Raw genomic sequence first — 14455 nt, forward strand, 5'->3', positions numbered from 1 at the left:
ATATCTGGAGGCGTGGAAAATACCTTGGCACCGCAACCGGACGGGCGATGGCTGTGAGTGGTCCATCGCCTGGGGTGGGTGTTATTCGTCGCCTGTGTAAAACCCTATGATATCACCATCCGTCGTGGCGCCCAACCCATTCAACAGGCGGTTGGAATAATTGAAGTATGCGCAGACTTGGTTCACTTCCAAAATCTCGCCATCCGAACAGCCAGCGATCTTAAGGGCTTCGAAATCGGATTTTATCATTTTCCCTACATTTGCGGTCAATTTCCCCGCATATCGCAGCAATTCCAGTTCTTTGCCTTCGAATTCATCTTCGGGCCGATGGGCTTTGAGAGCGAGAAAAATGCGGTCTGAGCGGGGTTGGTCCTTGATCAGATTGCGCACGTTCATGAAGTGATGGGTCAGCGAATACGTGCAGTCATTGATGATTGAGGTGTAGCTGGCGATGACCTCAAGGAACCAAAAGGGCAGGGTATTGTCCTTGCTGTGTAGAACCGACCGATAAAGGGTTACGTGACCGTTCATCGTTTCAGGGCGTAGGGAATGGACGCGCATAACGGTATCAACAGTGCCATGTGGGGTGCGTGCTTTGTCGAGCAGCTCTTTCAATCGGCCGTCAGCGGTCTCGTCGTCAATCATTTCAATCCATGCGGTCATGGGGAGGGTCCTTTCAGGATTGAGTGTCTGCTTCAGCGATGAGGCGGCGGTCGACTTTTTGCCGAAAGCGCATCGCGCCAGCGTCTAGGCCAAGATTCAGATAGGGTGTTTTACGTTTGGCCATACCGCGCTGGACCTCTTCGAGGATCTCTTTGTCCTCGTTAAAGGCCATGATCGCGCCTTCGAACATACGTTGGTTCAGGGCGGTGTCGTCTGGGTGCATGTTGCGGTGTTGGAACCAGAAATAGAGCGCGTTTTCTTCGTCCACTGGCGTAATGAAATTGTACGAAATATTGACGAACGCCTCATCCGACAGGGGTTTGTCAGCGCCCCCTAACCCCGGCGGGGTGTAGACAGACATATTAACGGCCGTGGAAGGAACCCGGCATTCATAGTGCTGCTTTCGATCGCAATTATCCCCGAATGGCAGCATAGCAGCATAATAGGGAGGGGCGGGTTCCGAGGCGATCCACCGATAGATGACAACGGCGTCGTCAGTTTCTTCCAGCTCAAGCGGGCGATTGTCTGTGCCAGCACCCCCAAAAGAGGTCACGTGTACCCAGGCCACATGGCTGGGGTCGAGCAGATTGTCTGTGATATAAAGGTAGTTGCAGGCCATCGCCATCGCGCCGCATTGGGTTTTACCCCATGATGGATTGTCGAAATTCGGGATGTCGATGATATCAGCGGGGTCTGCCTTGTCTGCGTCGCCCATCCAGACCCAGAGAAATCCATAACGGTCCTCAACCGGGTAACTGCGCACAACAGCACGCTTTGGAATGGCGTTTTCCTGTGTAGGGGCAGAAACACAGGACCCTGTGCAATCAAACGTGAGTCCGTGATAGCCGCACACCACGGTATCGCCTTGGATCTGGCCACGTGACAGCGGTAATTTACGGTGGGGGCAGGCATCTTCCAGCGCGATTGGTGCGCCAGACTCACCGCGAAAAATCACGATCTCTTCGCTGAGGAGTGTTGTGGCCGTTAGTGTTTGGTCAAAGTCGCCGCTTCGTCCCGCGACATACCAACTCTCGCGCACAAAAGCAGGGCCACCAATAAGATCTTTTTGCATTCCGCACCCCCGGATATCTGGAAACTTCTGGAAACAGGGTGTCGGAAGGCATCCCGTCGGGCATTCCGACAGAATTTTACTACCAAGAAAAAAATTTCATATCAAGAACAATTGTGGGCGGGCTGCGCCGTTACCCCATTTCAAGCCCGTCCGCTTTGCTGATGACGGTCAGAAACGTCACCGTTTCGGTCTTAAGCTCAGTCGGACCATGGGCTGCGCAGGAATCAAAAGACAAGCTGTCGCCAGGGGCCATATCGAATGACCCATCGCCACATCGAAAGACCATTTCACCGGATAAGACATGAATGAATTCCACCCCGCGGTGACGATAAAACGGGCGGACGGCCAAAGGCTGTTCCAACGTGACTACAAAACTTTCATAGCTGACATGGTTGGCTGCTGCGCGCCCAATCATGCGATAGAAATGCCCAAAAGCGCTGCCTTGGCGTTGCACATGGATGCCTTCGCCTGCAGGAACAAAAGACACATCTGTTTTGCCCGTGGTGCCAGCAAAGAAGTTCACCAAGGGAACCCCAATCGCCTGCGCCAATGCGTCCAGCGTAGACAAGGATGCCGAAACTTGGCCGCGCTCGATTTTGGAAATCATGGCTGTTGAAACAGACGAGCGTTTTGACAATTCCGATAGGGTCAGGCCCGCCATGGTTCGGTCGTTCTTCACTGCTGAACCGACGACTTGATCAAGGGGGCGGTGCTGTTCGAGAGGATCCATGGGTTTTGTCATGCTAAGCAGGCTATCCAGATTTTTGACCAATAGAAAGTCATGCTAGGGCTGAGTGGAGCAAATGCTGTTTCTCGTACGCGTGAATAGGCCAGATCAGGACGACGGAATGGGGCGATTATCCGTTACTCGGAAGACGTTGATGCGATTGCGTTCTTCTTGCGGGGTGATCCCAAAACTTTCTTGATAGTGGCGGGTCAGTGCGGAAGTTTTGGCGTAGCCCACTGAATTCGCAATCGAATTGAGCGACTCGCGTGAGTAGATCAGCAACTGGCGCGCGGCCCGCATACGGAGATCTCGATAGTACTGGCCCGGACTTTGTTGTGTCGAGGTTTTGAACGTCCGCTCTAATTGTCTTGCAGAAACGCCGATCAGATCCGCCACATCAGCTATAGAAAGCGGATCTTCGATGTGAGTCGTGAAAATTTGAATGGCCTCAGAGACGATATTGGGGAGGCCATCAGCGGTGCTTTCGGTTGTGAATGACGGAAGCGCTTGGTTAACCCCCTCGGAGCGCACCAAGGGGTGCTGAAACCAACAGGCAACCTCGGTCATCACCATTTTACCCAGTTGTTCAGCAATCAAATGCAACATCAGGTCAAATGCGGCGGCGGCCCCCGAGACGGTCATACAACGGGGGTTTAACACCAATACATCATCGTTGGTTTTGATCTGGGGGAATTCGTTGACAAACGCAGCTTTGTAACACCAGTGAACAGATGTTTCCGACTGGTTGTCCAGCAAGCCAGAACGCGCCAACGGAAAAACCCCACCACTGACGGCGCCGATGGACATGCCATGTCGTGCCAGTTTTCTCAGGGTGCCATTGCTGCGCTTCGGGTCTTGGAATTGGCTGGTTGGGCTCGCAAGAATGAACAGACGATCCAGCCCTTCGACCTGATCCAATGTTTGATCCGGTTGGAACTGCACTTGGGCGCTGGCTGTAACCTTGTCGCCGGTTTCCGAGATCAGTGTCCATTTGAAGGCATCAAACCCGCAGATCTCATTTGCCGCCCGAATGGGTTCGATGGCTGACGTCAAGCAGGCCATCGGAAAGTTAGGCATTAGAAGAAAGCCAAAGTGCTGAGTTTTTGCTTGGGTCATGGGGTAGAAGTCTTAGATCAGATGCTCTTTCCGTAGAAGAAGAAACTTTGCAGGTCGCCAAATCTGCCCGTTCGAAACCCATAATTCTCAGCGTTCGGGTTGTTTGGCTATGTGCTGTTCGCGGGTGGCTCTATTGGCGTGATCGGTTTTTTTCGAGAAAGATGAAAAAAATGCCATTCTCCTCTTGTGTCCACCAGCGGGCTTGGGTAATTCCGGCTCAACGGGTGATTAGCTCAGTTGGTAGAGCGCTTCGTTTACACCGAAGATGTCGGGAGTTCGAGCCTCTCATCACCCACCATATACCCCACCAACATAATTGCCGACCTTGAATGCAGCCTTGCTGAACCCAGTTTTTGTATCTGGTCGTGTCCGATGAAATCGCAGCTTTTTCACCCTGAATTCGGTACTCTTTAGGTGTACTCTCAGAGCCAAAATGCGAGCTGGATAAGAGTCCGGAAAGACTTCAGATACCCCGTATGCGTCCCGGCATAAATGACCTCTAGGTTTCTCGTAAGTGTATGATCTAATTTGGTCGGAGAGGAGAGATTCGAACTCACGGCCCCTGCCTCCCAAAGGCAGTGCTCTACCAGACTGAGCTACACTCCGACCGTACGCGGGGACTATACTTGGGCTTGATGGGTTGCAATAGGTTAAGCGCCTTTTTTGGGCTACCATTTTGACTTGCACTTGGTCGCTGGGTGAAGTGTTTGGAAGGGTGGAGGCATGTCATGGCAGAAGAGCTTTATTTCCTGATCGGTGGCGTTGGAATGTTCCTTGTCGGAATGGAGATCATGACGGCTGCTTTACGAGATGCAGCTGGTGAAAATCTTCGAAATTTGTTGGCACGCTTTACCACTACGCCTTTGCGCGGGGTCGCAACCGGGGCGGTCACAACGGCGGTGATTCAATCTTCGAGCGCAACAACAGTCATGACCGTTGGGTTTGTTGGCGCGGGATTGATGACCATGCCGCAAGCGTTGGGCATTCTTTACGGGGCCAATATTGGCACGACCGCAACGGGATGGATGGTTTCGTTGTTGGGGTTCAAGCTGCAGCTGGGCAATTTGGCCATGGCTTTGCTATTTCCAGCCGCGCTCGCGGATCTACTGGGGCGTGGGATGTGGGCACGGATCGGTCGGATATTCTCGGGGTTGTGTCTGCTCTTGATTGGCTTGGAGCTTATGCAGTTCGGGATGAAGGATCTCACCGATGTTTTAACGCCGGACCTGCTCCCTGGGTCAAACATTGTTGGGTTGTTTGCGTTGGTCGGGATTGGGATATTGCTGACCGCGCTGATGCAATCTTCGAGCGCGGCCATGGCGCTGGCCCTTGTTTTGCTTGAGGGCGGGGCCATCTCGTTGGTGCAGGCGGCGATGATCGTGCTGGGGATGAATATCGGGACCACCTTCACGGCGTTGCTTGCCGCGCTCAGTGGCTCTCAGCCTATGCGACAGACCGCTGTTGCCAATCTGGGGTTCAATATCATTACCTCTATTCTGGCTTTTCCATTGCTTGTGGTTGGCCGGACTTTCCTGACCCATATCGCTGAAACAGCTGGGGATATGACCGCGCTGCTGGTGTTTCATACAGGGTTCAATCTGGTTGGAACGCTGATCTTCCTTCCCTTTACGCCACAATTTGCACGACTGGTGCAGCGGGTGATGCCGGAACGCAAGCCGGCCTCTCTCATCTCGTTGGATCGCAACCTGTTAACGGATCCGGGGTCGGCCTTGCTGGCTGCACAAGTGGCTGCCAACGCAATTGCACAGCGCTTGTTTGGTGCATTGGGGTCTGGTTTGCAGATACGGCCGGATTTACGCGGTTTGGCAGCTCTCGGAGTGTGTACGGGGGCGATTGCGGAGCTCAAAGAGTATTTGGCTGATATCCGGCTGGCAGCTGATAACAATGAGCAGGAAGAGGCCTTTGCGGCTTTGGTGCATCAAACGGATCATATGTTACGGCTGTACGAGCGATGTCAGCAGCGCGAAAACATTGATACCCTTCTGCATGATCGTGTTTTACAGCGCCCAGCGATCGCCGTAGGTGCTGCGTTGCGAGAAGCTGCAAAAGCTGGTGGAGATACCGAACGGCTAGAGCGCTTATCGCGCCTGGTTGGAAATCGCTACAAACGTCATCGGCGGTCGCTCATGCTGGGAGAGCACGCCGGGATCTATTCGCTCGAAGATGTGTTCCATCATGCTGATGCGATGCGTTGGCTCGATCGCAGCCTGTATCACGCTGCGCGGACCAAGGAATATCAAGCTCGGGTAGAACAAGGTGCGCCCGCCACAGCAAAACTGCAGCGGGCCTAGGTCTTTACAGGCTCTTGTCGAGGGCCGCGATGATGGTATCGCCCATTTCTGAGGTCGACAGGGGCGTTGCACCCTCTTCACCCAGCAGGTCAGCGGTGCGGGCACCGTTGCTTAGAACCTGTTCAATCGCAGCTTCCAAACGGGCCGCTTCATCGCCCTGATCAAACGAATAGCGCAGCGCCATCGCAAAGCTCAGGATACACGCGATTGGGTTGGCTTTGCCTTGACCTGTAATGTCTGGGGCCGAACCGTGTACGGGTTCGTACATTGCCTTTGGGCGACCGTTCGCCATTGGGGCACCTAGGCTTGCAGACGGCAGCATGCCCAGCGATCCAGTCAACATGGCGGCACAGTCGGACAGGATGTCGCCAAACAGGTTGTCGGTCAGGATGACGTCAAACTGCTTGGGCGCGCGGACCAGTTGCATGGCGCCGTTGTCGGCATACATGTGGCTCAGCTCGACCTCAGGGTATTCTTTGCCGACACGGGTGGCCACTTCGCGCCAGAGGATACCGGATTCCATCACGTTGGCCTTCTCCATCGAGCAGACCTTTTTGCCACGGCGCATCGCCAGTTCAAACGCCGAGCGGGCCGCGCGTTCGATTTCGGACTCGGTATAGCGCTGGGTGTTGATGCCGACGCGCTCGTTGCCTTCCTCAAAGATGCCGCGGGGTTCGCCAAAATAGACGCCCGAGGTCAGTTCGCGCACGATCATGATATCCAGACCGGCAACGATATCTTTCTTCAGCGACGAGAAATCTGCCAGTGCGTCAAAGCACTGCGCGGGGCGCAGGTTGGAAAACAGATCCATTTCCTTGCGCAGGCGCAGCAGGCCGCGTTCGGGTTTGACGCTGAAATCCAGATCGTCATAAGCAGGGCCACCAACAGCGCCCAACAGGACGGCATCGACCTCTTGCGCTTTGGCCATAGTTTCGTCCGCCAGCGGAACACCGTGCTTGTCGTAGGCTGCGCCGCCGACCAGGTCCTCGCTCACGTCAAAGTGAAGGCCGCGGTTATCGCCAAACCAAGTAATGATTTTGCGCACTTCGGCCATAACTTCAGGGCCAATTCCGTCACCGGGAAGGATGAGGAGCGAAGGGTTGGACATCGGGGGCTCTCCTTGCGTTTTGTCGCAATCGGCCTAGCGTGTGCGGCCTGAGGGGTCAATGAGACGATCCCGCCAAACACAAGGGAAATGACAATGCTGATACCAGGAAACCCAGTTCCTGCGCTAACACTCGACACTTTGGGGCATGGGCGCTTTGATCTCAGCCGGGATCATGGGGAAAACGGCACACTGGTGATCGTCTATCGCGGGCTGCACTGCCCGATCTGTATCCGACAAATGGGCGAGGTCGAAGCGGCACTAGATGACTTTGCGGAACAGGGCATCGAAGTCATCATGCTGAGCACTGATACAGAGGCACGCGCGGCTGAAACGGTTGAGAAATCGGGAACGTCTCGATTGCGCGTTGGCCATAGCCTGTCCTTGAAACGCGCGCGCGACGATTGGGGGCTCTATATCTCATCCAAGCGTGAAGGATCGGCCGAGGCGGATCTATTTGCTGAACCGGGGCATTTCTATATCGCGCCTGACGGTACGCTGTACTTTGGCTGGTTGCAGACCACACCGTTTGCGCGCCCGTCGTGTGCTGACATGTTGGGGGGCATCAAGTGGGCGCTTGCGAACAACTATCCCCCCCGCGGGACGTATACCGGTGATCTGCCGGACTAAAGATCGGCTTGGATTAACCCGTCGGCCAGCAAATCCCAGACCCTGCGAATGCGTGGGGTCTGTCGCATCGCTTGGGGCGCCGCCAGCCAGACCTCGAGCGATGGGATTTGAAAGTCAAATTCCAAAGCCTGAACCAGTGGATCTGCGCGGGCCACTGCTTTTTGACAAAAACCAATGCCACATCCCGCCCGAACGAGTTGCCAATAGGCGGTTTGGTTGTCGCATCGAACCGGAAAGTTCTCGCGGCTGGCGGGCCAGCCCATGTCGCGCATTGTGGTGATGATCAGATCGCTTTTGTCATAGCCCACGATGTCATGTTCAAAAATATCCTCCATCTTTTTTGGCGTGCCTGCGCGATCCAGATAGGACCGTGCCGCATAAGCGCCCAGTTCAATCGTGCCCACATGTCGGGCAACGATGTCGACCTGCGAGGGGCGATACATGCGAACCGCAATATCAGCCTCGCGGAACAGCAGATTTTCTGATGAATCCGTTGGCACCAATTCCAATTGAATGGTTGGCTCAGCGGTCCGAATTTGGGCAAGGATGGGTGGCAGAACGTGGTGAGATGCAAAAACCGATGCCGTCAATCGCACGGTCCCATCCAATTGTTGGGACTGCCCGGCGGCGGTCAACGTAAGTGCGCTCATCGCGTCCCGCATTTGTCGCGCCATTGGCAATAGGCGTGCGCCGGTGTCGCTCAGTTGGAACCCTCTGGCGTGGCGATCAAACAAGGAAACGCCAAGCGTATCCTCAAGGGCTTGGATCTGTCGCCCAAGGGTGGGTTGGCTGCGCTGCAGTTGCCGCCCGGCAGCGCTGAGCGACCCGGTATCAGCAACAGCCAGAAAACTTTGGATCAGGGACCAGTCAGATAGAGTAAGCGATTTATCCATTCATAATTGAATACACGATCTGCGGTATCGTGCAATTTATATATCAAACTTGAATGGATAAGTTGAGGGCATCAGAACAGGAGCTTTACCCATGACACAGACCGTTCTTATCCTTGGGGCCACTGGCCGTTTCGGGCGCAATGCCGCCCAGCAGTTTCGCGCAGCGGGTTGGCATGTGCGGACATTTGACCGGGCACGGGATCAATTGAACACCGCCGCACAGGGCGCTGATGTGATCGTCAACGCGTGGAACCCACTTTACCCAGATTGGGCGAAACAGGTGCCCAAGTTACATGCGCAAGTGATCGAAGCGGCAGAGCTGAGCAACGCGACGGTGATTGTCCCCGGCAATGTCTATGTCTTTGGACCGCAAGCCCCGCTGCCTTGGTCGGGGTCAACGCCGCATCTGGCAACCAATCCACTGGCGCAAATCCGAATAGATATGGAGGAGGCGTACAAGGCCTCAACCGTGCGCACCATCGTGCTGCGCGCCGGGGATTTTATCGACACCCAAGCGTCAGGAAACTGGTTTGACCAGATAATGACCAAAAACCTGTCCAAGGGGCAATTTACCTACCCCGGAAATGTGCACATTCCACATGCCTGGGCCTATCTGCCTGACCTGTGCCGCGCGGCAGTTGAGCTGGCGGAAATGCGACATGAATTGCCGCGATATACGGATATCCCTTTTGCAGGCTTCACGCTGAGCGGTGCGGAGATGGCCCAAGCACTATCTGGGGTGTTGGGGCAGGAAATACGGGTAAAGACGATGAACTGGTTACCGCTGCAAGTGGCGCGCCCATTCTGGCCGTTGGCAAGGTGTCTGTTAGAAATGCGATATCTCTGGGATACGCCTCATTCTCTGGATGGAACGATGATGGCAGATCTCTTGCCGAATTTCCATGCAACACCTTTAGAGGTGGCGCTGGCGGCGGCACTTCCTGCTGACCTAATCCAGACGCAGATCCACCCAAACCAAACGGTGCCGGCTCGCTTGTAGGGCCACGGCGTGGTTTGGGTCGTTTGAAGCGGGCCAAAACACCCCACTGTCCATGACCGCCCAATCTGACGAGGGCAGGATGTAGTCAACGCGCAGCCGCCCTGCGCGTTCCCAATCCACTGTATCGCGTGCATTTGGGGTTTTGTGCCCTTGGTCAGCTGCCTGCGCGGCGCCTTTGCTGTGCGGGGCTGGATCCTGCAATCTCGGGTCAGCAAGCAGGGACCGAATTGTCTCTGATCGTCCATCGCTGTCCCATGGGTCCAAATTGGCCCCACCCGCGATGACGAAACGTTTGCTGGGGGCTGCCCCCAATTTCCCATCCATCAAAACACGCCACAGCCGAATTTCGTCACGGTTGCGCAGACCGTTTCGGTCTTCGGGGCCGTCAAAAACGGGGGGTGCAGCTTGAAATGTCATTAACTGCATCGGGCCAGATGGCAGGTCGATCGGAACAATCCAATGCGCGGTCGACGATAACCTTTGTGCGGCCTGTGCCTGGGCTGATGGAAAGGGAGCCCCACGATGGGTCGGTAAAACTGCGCCCGGCAACTCCTGCCATAAAAGCGGGGACAGATCGCGCACCGCGTCCGTATTGATCGGATAGCGTGACAGCACCGCCAACCCCCCTTGGCCGGTAAAAGACCCGTACCCTTGGGAATCTCCGGGGCCGCCAAGCCGTCCATCGCCATCAAGGTCGAGCTTGCTGGCCAAGCCACTGTTGGTGCGCAGCGACAGGCGGTAGGGAAAGATCAAGCCAGTGTTTTCAATCCGCTCAACCAAGGCATTCAGCCCTTGGTTTTCATAATCCCAATCGATCCCCTGCAGGGCCAGTACGTCAGGGGCAGTTTGGCGAATGACCTCCACCACCGCAGCAATTTGTGGGTCTTTGTCGCGTCGGATATCCCGCAGCATCAAGCCGGGACCGTCTCTTTGCAATTCCGTGTTAAAGGTCGCGACACGCAAAGTGTCAGGTCCGGCTGCCGCTACACAAGGCAGCAGAAGCAGGATGAGCCATCGCATCATGCGGTTTGCATTGCCTCGGCGTTGGCATAGGCGCGGCGGCGCTTTTCTTCGATCAGCTCAGCTATGCGTAACATCGCCATACCGCGCATGATCATGCTTGCCGGCAAAAAGGCCCACGCGCTCATGGTCCAAATCAGCGTCTGTGGGTCGTCCAGGCTGATTGGATTGATCAACTCGGATGTGGCTTTGACCAGCGCCGGGATCACAAAGGGCAAAAGGAAACCCAAAGCCACGTTGATGCGCCCATCCCGTTGCAGGCGGGTCACCACGTCCCCGCCTGTTGTTGGGTCAAACAAAGGCAGGTTGATCCAGACGTTGAAGGCGCCATTCCCGGTTGGCCACCCTTGTACACGCACAGCAAAGAAAAAGGCGGCGACAGTGCAGAGCGCGACAACATAAGAAATGCTGGCAGCCATACGTACACCGTTGATCGTTTCTAAGGTTGCCTGATCCGGGAGCATTAATACGACAAGACGGACCGGCGAATAGGGGATGTCCATGATATGCGCAAACAGCGTGCCGAGCCCCGCAAACAAGGCAGTGACGTTCGATGGTTCAAACTTATGTTTACAGATCAAGGTTAGCAAAGTGACCATTGTCAGCAGAGCCAAAAACCGCAACCTGTTCAGAGGGGGGGCATCCCGAAATTCGATGAAGCTTGGAAAGGTAGAATTGTATTCCGCAAAGGTTAGGACAAACCCCAAGATCGCAAGCAAAGCTACGATTTCTGTCGACTCAGTTGTGATCCGCGGTAAGTAAAGCGCCGGAGTCGCGACCATCATGGCCACTAAAAATCCGCGCAATGCCGCGCCTGTGATGCGTGCAATCACTGTCCGATCCCTTCAAACTGGACAGGCCGATGCTTTGCCGAGCCTTTGTTCCAACTTGATCCCAACCAATTCTGGCTGGAGTGCCTCATTTTGGCCCCATTTGTGCCGCTGTTTCGTCACTCACTCAAGTCGCGGACCCACGAAATACCTGATTTTAGGCGAGAATGTGGCGGGAGTGGTGCGGGATTGCATCAATTTGGGCGCATGTTTGGGGCGGGCGTGTGAGGGATAACCACATCTTGTGGTAGAGTTAGGTGAGATATCTAAAACCTATTGGGGCCCCGCGATTGCGAGGCCCCAACGGTTAGAATCGTTATTTTGTATAGATCGGGATCAGACCCAAGGACGCGCCTGAGCAGCGGCTGCTTCGAAGGTATCGATCGCTGCAGCTTTCTCCATCGTCAGGCCGATATCGTCCAACCCTTCGAGAAGGCAGTGCTTTTTGAATGAATCGACCTCAAAGGAAATGACTTCACCGTCCGAGGTGGTGATTTCCTGTGCTTCCAGATCCACGGTCATGCGGGCGTTTTCCCCCTTTTCCGCGTCAGCCATCAAGACGTCGACCTGTTCTTGGGGCAGGACGATGGGCAGGATGCCGTTCTTGAAGCAGTTGTTAAAGAAGATGTCGGCAAAGCTGGTAGAGATCACGCATTTGATGCCGAAATCTGCAATCGCCCACGGCGCGTGCTCACGCGACGAACCACAGCCGAAGTTGTCGCCCGCGACCAGAATTTCGGTGCTGCGATACTGTGGTTTGTTGAGCACAAAGTCAGCGATTTCAGCGCCATCACGCGTATAGCGCATTTCATCAAACAGGTTCACACCAAAGCCAGTGCGCTGAATGGATTTCAGAAACACCTTGGGGATGATCATGTCTGTGTCGATGTTGACCAGCGGCATCGGGGCGGCGATGCCGGTGAGTTTTTCGAATTTGTCCATTTCCAGACTCCTAATTTCGACCCACTAGATGTGGGGGGTACCCCGCATCAGGGCGGGGGGTGATATCCGTGCACCGGGCGTGCACCACCTGTGCACTCCCCGATGACGTTTCAGCGGCCCCGCGGGTCGGACTAGACGTCCGGCCCGAACCTTAGGCCGCTGCGTTACCTTTGTCTGCGCTGCGGAAAAACAGCGACGTGAAGACCAGACCAAAGCCGTTGAACAGCATCTCGATGCCCAAGAGCAGACCCAAGAAGCTGGCGGCGAGTTCCGCAGTTGCGTTGGACCAGAGATATCCGGCCAAAAGGATCGACAGAACGCCCGAGATCAGTGTCGGCCAGAAATACGCAGTGCCGCGCATCTGGAACGACAAAAAGACCCGTGCGATGCCGCCGGCCAGGAACAGGATCAACACCAGCATGGCGAGCGAGATCGTGCCCTGAAGCGGATGAGCAATGAAGGACCAGCCCAGGAACAACATGATTGCGCCCATCAGAATGGACAGGATCTTGTTGCCTGTGCCTTCGACGGAGAACCCGCCGACGACCTGCAAACCACCGCTGATCAGCAGCAGAATGCCGACGGTTGCGGTGATCGCAATCGAGGCCACGACCGGTGCGCCCAGTACGAACACACCGAATACAATGGACAGAAGCCCCAGTAGGAGCAGTTTTAGCCAGTCACTCATTTCTTAATCCCTCTCAAGAATTCAACTCTTAGAGGAGCTTACATCATTTCACGGATGTCTGTCAGCTTTCCTGTAAGTGCCGCTGCGGCAGCCATTGCAGGGCTGACCAGATGCGTGCGGCCTTTGTAGCCCTGACGACCTTCAAAGTTGCGGTTCGAAGTTGCGGCGCAACGCTCGCCTTCGGACAACTGGTCGGGGTTCATCGCCAGACACATCGAACACCCTGCCAGACGCCATTCGAAACCAGCCTCGCGGAAGATATCGGCCAGCCCTTCTTCTTCGGCTTGCAGACGAACAAGGCCCGAACCCGGAACGATCATGGCGCGCATACCGTCTTTGATTTTCTTGCCTTTGACCACTTCGGCCACGGCGCGGAAATCTTCGATACGGCCATTGGTGCAGGAACCGATGAACACAGTGTCGATTTCGATGTCGGTCAATTTCTGACCCGGGGTCAGGCCCATGTATTCGATCGAGCGACGGGCCGCTTCGACTTTACCGCCCTCAAAATCTTCGGGGTTGGGCACAACACCGGTGATGGGCAGAACGTCCTCGGGCGAGGTGCCCCATGTGACGACGGGCTGAATGTCTTCGCCTTTCAGCGTGACAACTTTGTCGAAATGCGCGCCTTCGTCGGTGAAGAGCGTTTTCCACCACGTCAGAGCGGCTTCCCACTGGGCACCTTTGGGGGCGTGCGGGCGACCGTTGACGTAGTCGTATGTGGTCTGGTCTGGCGCGATCAGGCCAGCGCGCGCGCCGCCTTCGATGGCCATGTTACAGACGGTCATGCGCCCTTCCATCGACAGGTCGCGAATCGCTTCACCACAATATTCGATGACATAGCCGGTGCCGCCGCCGGTGCCGGTTTCACCAATCACGGCCAGTGTGATGTCCTTGGCGGTCACACCGGGCATCAGTTTGCCGGTGATTTCCACCTTCATGTTTTTGGACTTTTTCTGGATCAGCGTCTGTGTGGCCAGAACGTGCTCGACCTCGGAGGTGCCGATGCCGTGCGCCAAAGCGCCGAATGCGCCATGGGTCGCGGTGTGGCTGTCGCCGCAGACAACGGTCATGCCGGGCAGGGTCCAGCCCTGTTCTGGTCCAACGATGTGCACGATGCCCTGACGGACGTCAGACACAGGGTAATAGTGCACGCCGAATTCTTTGGCGTTGGTGTCCAGCGCTGCGACCTGAATGCGTGATTCTTCGGTCATCTGTGCAGGATCTTCACGGCCCTCGGTGGTGGGAACGTTGTGATCAGGAACAGCAATGGTTTTTTCTGGTGCGCGGACTTTGCGCCCTGTCATGCGCAGGCCTTCAAAAGCCTGAGGGCTGGTGACTTCGTGCACCAGATGGCGGTCGATATAAAGCAGGCTGGTGCCGTCTTCGGCTTCGTGCGCAAGATGCGCATCCCAGATTTTGTCGTAAAGCGTCTTGGGGGACATAGGTCCACTCCC

14 protein-coding genes and 2 tRNA genes are annotated in these 14455 nt (G+C 55.6%); 4 read left to right on the forward strand and 12 right to left on the reverse strand.

The features are described from left to right. Positions 1 to 81: 81 nt before the first annotated feature. From ABWV33_RS16030 to ABWV33_RS16045, 4 genes are all read right to left on the reverse strand, one after another. Positions 82 to 663, reverse strand: a complete 582-nt coding sequence (locus tag ABWV33_RS16030; RefSeq protein ID WP_353332189.1) for a carboxymuconolactone decarboxylase family protein — start codon at positions 661 to 663, stop codon at positions 82 to 84. 13 nt (positions 664 to 676) lie between these two features. Beyond that, entirely contained in the window at positions 677 to 1735 is a 1059-nt protein-coding gene (locus ABWV33_RS16035; RefSeq protein WP_353332191.1) for an aromatic ring-hydroxylating dioxygenase subunit alpha, read from the reverse strand. Positions 1736 to 1865: 130 nt separating this feature from the next. Then, the gene (locus tag ABWV33_RS16040) at positions 1866 to 2465 is read right to left on the reverse strand and encodes a helix-turn-helix domain-containing protein (RefSeq protein WP_162930553.1); all 600 of its coding nucleotides are present in this window, start codon (positions 2463 to 2465) and stop codon (positions 1866 to 1868) included. A gap of 105 nt (positions 2466 to 2570) precedes the next feature. Further along, on the reverse strand, positions 2571 to 3578 hold the full coding sequence (locus tag ABWV33_RS16045; protein ID WP_251134352.1) for a GlxA family transcriptional regulator: 1008 nt from the start codon (positions 3576 to 3578) through the stop codon (positions 2571 to 2573). A gap of 222 nt (positions 3579 to 3800) precedes the next feature. Here ABWV33_RS16045 and ABWV33_RS16050 point away from each other — a divergent pair. Beyond that, a tRNA-Val gene (locus ABWV33_RS16050) sits at positions 3801 to 3876 on the forward strand. A 231-nt stretch (positions 3877 to 4107) separates the two neighbouring features. Here the strand turns inward: ABWV33_RS16050 and ABWV33_RS16055 are convergent. Beyond that, positions 4108 to 4184 (reverse strand) — tRNA-Pro (locus ABWV33_RS16055). Between the two features lie 122 nt (positions 4185 to 4306). Here ABWV33_RS16055 and ABWV33_RS16060 point away from each other — a divergent pair. Next, on the forward strand, positions 4307 to 5890 hold the full coding sequence (locus tag ABWV33_RS16060) for a Na/Pi cotransporter family protein (RefSeq protein WP_353332194.1): 1584 nt from the start codon (positions 4307 to 4309) through the stop codon (positions 5888 to 5890). Positions 5891 to 5894: 4 nt separating this feature from the next. Here ABWV33_RS16060 and leuB read toward each other — a convergent pair whose 3' ends face one another. Next, on the reverse strand, positions 5895 to 6998 hold the full coding sequence (gene leuB, locus ABWV33_RS16065; protein ID WP_121996341.1) for a 3-isopropylmalate dehydrogenase: 1104 nt from the start codon (positions 6996 to 6998) through the stop codon (positions 5895 to 5897). Positions 6999 to 7091: 93 nt separating this feature from the next. Here leuB and ABWV33_RS16070 point away from each other — a divergent pair, with 93 nt between their 5' ends. After that, positions 7092 to 7625, forward strand: coding sequence for a redoxin domain-containing protein (locus ABWV33_RS16070; RefSeq protein ID WP_113823633.1), 534 nt, complete (start codon positions 7092 to 7094; stop codon positions 7623 to 7625). On the opposite strand, the gene ABWV33_RS16075 is transcribed toward ABWV33_RS16070, so the two are convergent. Continuing rightward, entirely contained in the window at positions 7622 to 8518 is an 897-nt protein-coding gene (locus tag ABWV33_RS16075; RefSeq protein WP_353332197.1) for a LysR family transcriptional regulator, read from the reverse strand. The genes ABWV33_RS16070 and ABWV33_RS16075 overlap by 4 nt on opposite strands. 91 nt (positions 8519 to 8609) lie before the next feature. Between ABWV33_RS16075 and ABWV33_RS16080 the strand changes: the two genes are divergently transcribed. Beyond that, positions 8610 to 9518, forward strand: a complete 909-nt coding sequence (locus ABWV33_RS16080; RefSeq protein WP_353332199.1) for a Rossmann-fold NAD(P)-binding domain-containing protein — start codon at positions 8610 to 8612, stop codon at positions 9516 to 9518. On the opposite strand, the gene ABWV33_RS16085 is transcribed toward ABWV33_RS16080, so the two are convergent. The 5 genes from ABWV33_RS16085 to leuC all read right to left on the reverse strand — a co-directional run bounded on the left by ABWV33_RS16085 (position 9468) and on the right by leuC (position 14443). Continuing rightward, complete coding sequence (locus tag ABWV33_RS16085) at positions 9468 to 10541, reverse strand: endonuclease/exonuclease/phosphatase family protein (RefSeq protein ID WP_353332201.1); 1074 nt, start codon at positions 10539 to 10541, stop codon at positions 9468 to 9470. The two genes, ABWV33_RS16080 and ABWV33_RS16085, sit on opposite strands and share 51 nt — an antisense overlap. Beyond that, positions 10538 to 11371, reverse strand: a complete 834-nt coding sequence (locus tag ABWV33_RS16090) for a hypothetical protein (protein WP_113823637.1) — start codon at positions 11369 to 11371, stop codon at positions 10538 to 10540. The genes ABWV33_RS16085 and ABWV33_RS16090 overlap by 4 nt, the downstream gene beginning before the upstream one ends. Before the next feature lie 333 nt (positions 11372 to 11704). Further along, positions 11705 to 12310 carry a 3-isopropylmalate dehydratase small subunit gene (leuD, locus tag ABWV33_RS16095; protein WP_113823638.1) on the reverse strand — a complete coding sequence of 202 codons (606 nt, stop codon included), beginning with the start codon at positions 12308 to 12310 and terminating at the stop codon, positions 11705 to 11707. A gap of 151 nt (positions 12311 to 12461) precedes the next feature. Continuing rightward, the gene (locus ABWV33_RS16100; protein ID WP_113823639.1) at positions 12462 to 12998 is read right to left on the reverse strand and encodes an HdeD family acid-resistance protein; all 537 of its coding nucleotides are present in this window, start codon (positions 12996 to 12998) and stop codon (positions 12462 to 12464) included. Between the two features lie 38 nt (positions 12999 to 13036). Further along, the gene (gene leuC, locus ABWV33_RS16105) at positions 13037 to 14443 is read right to left on the reverse strand and encodes a 3-isopropylmalate dehydratase large subunit (protein ID WP_113823640.1); all 1407 of its coding nucleotides are present in this window, start codon (positions 14441 to 14443) and stop codon (positions 13037 to 13039) included. Positions 14444 to 14455 lie beyond the last annotated feature (12 nt).

Origin of the sequence: Phaeobacter sp. NW0010-22 (assembly GCF_040365955.1) — a bacterium.
In the GTDB taxonomy this organism is placed as follows: domain Bacteria; phylum Pseudomonadota; class Alphaproteobacteria; order Rhodobacterales; family Rhodobacteraceae; genus OMPR01.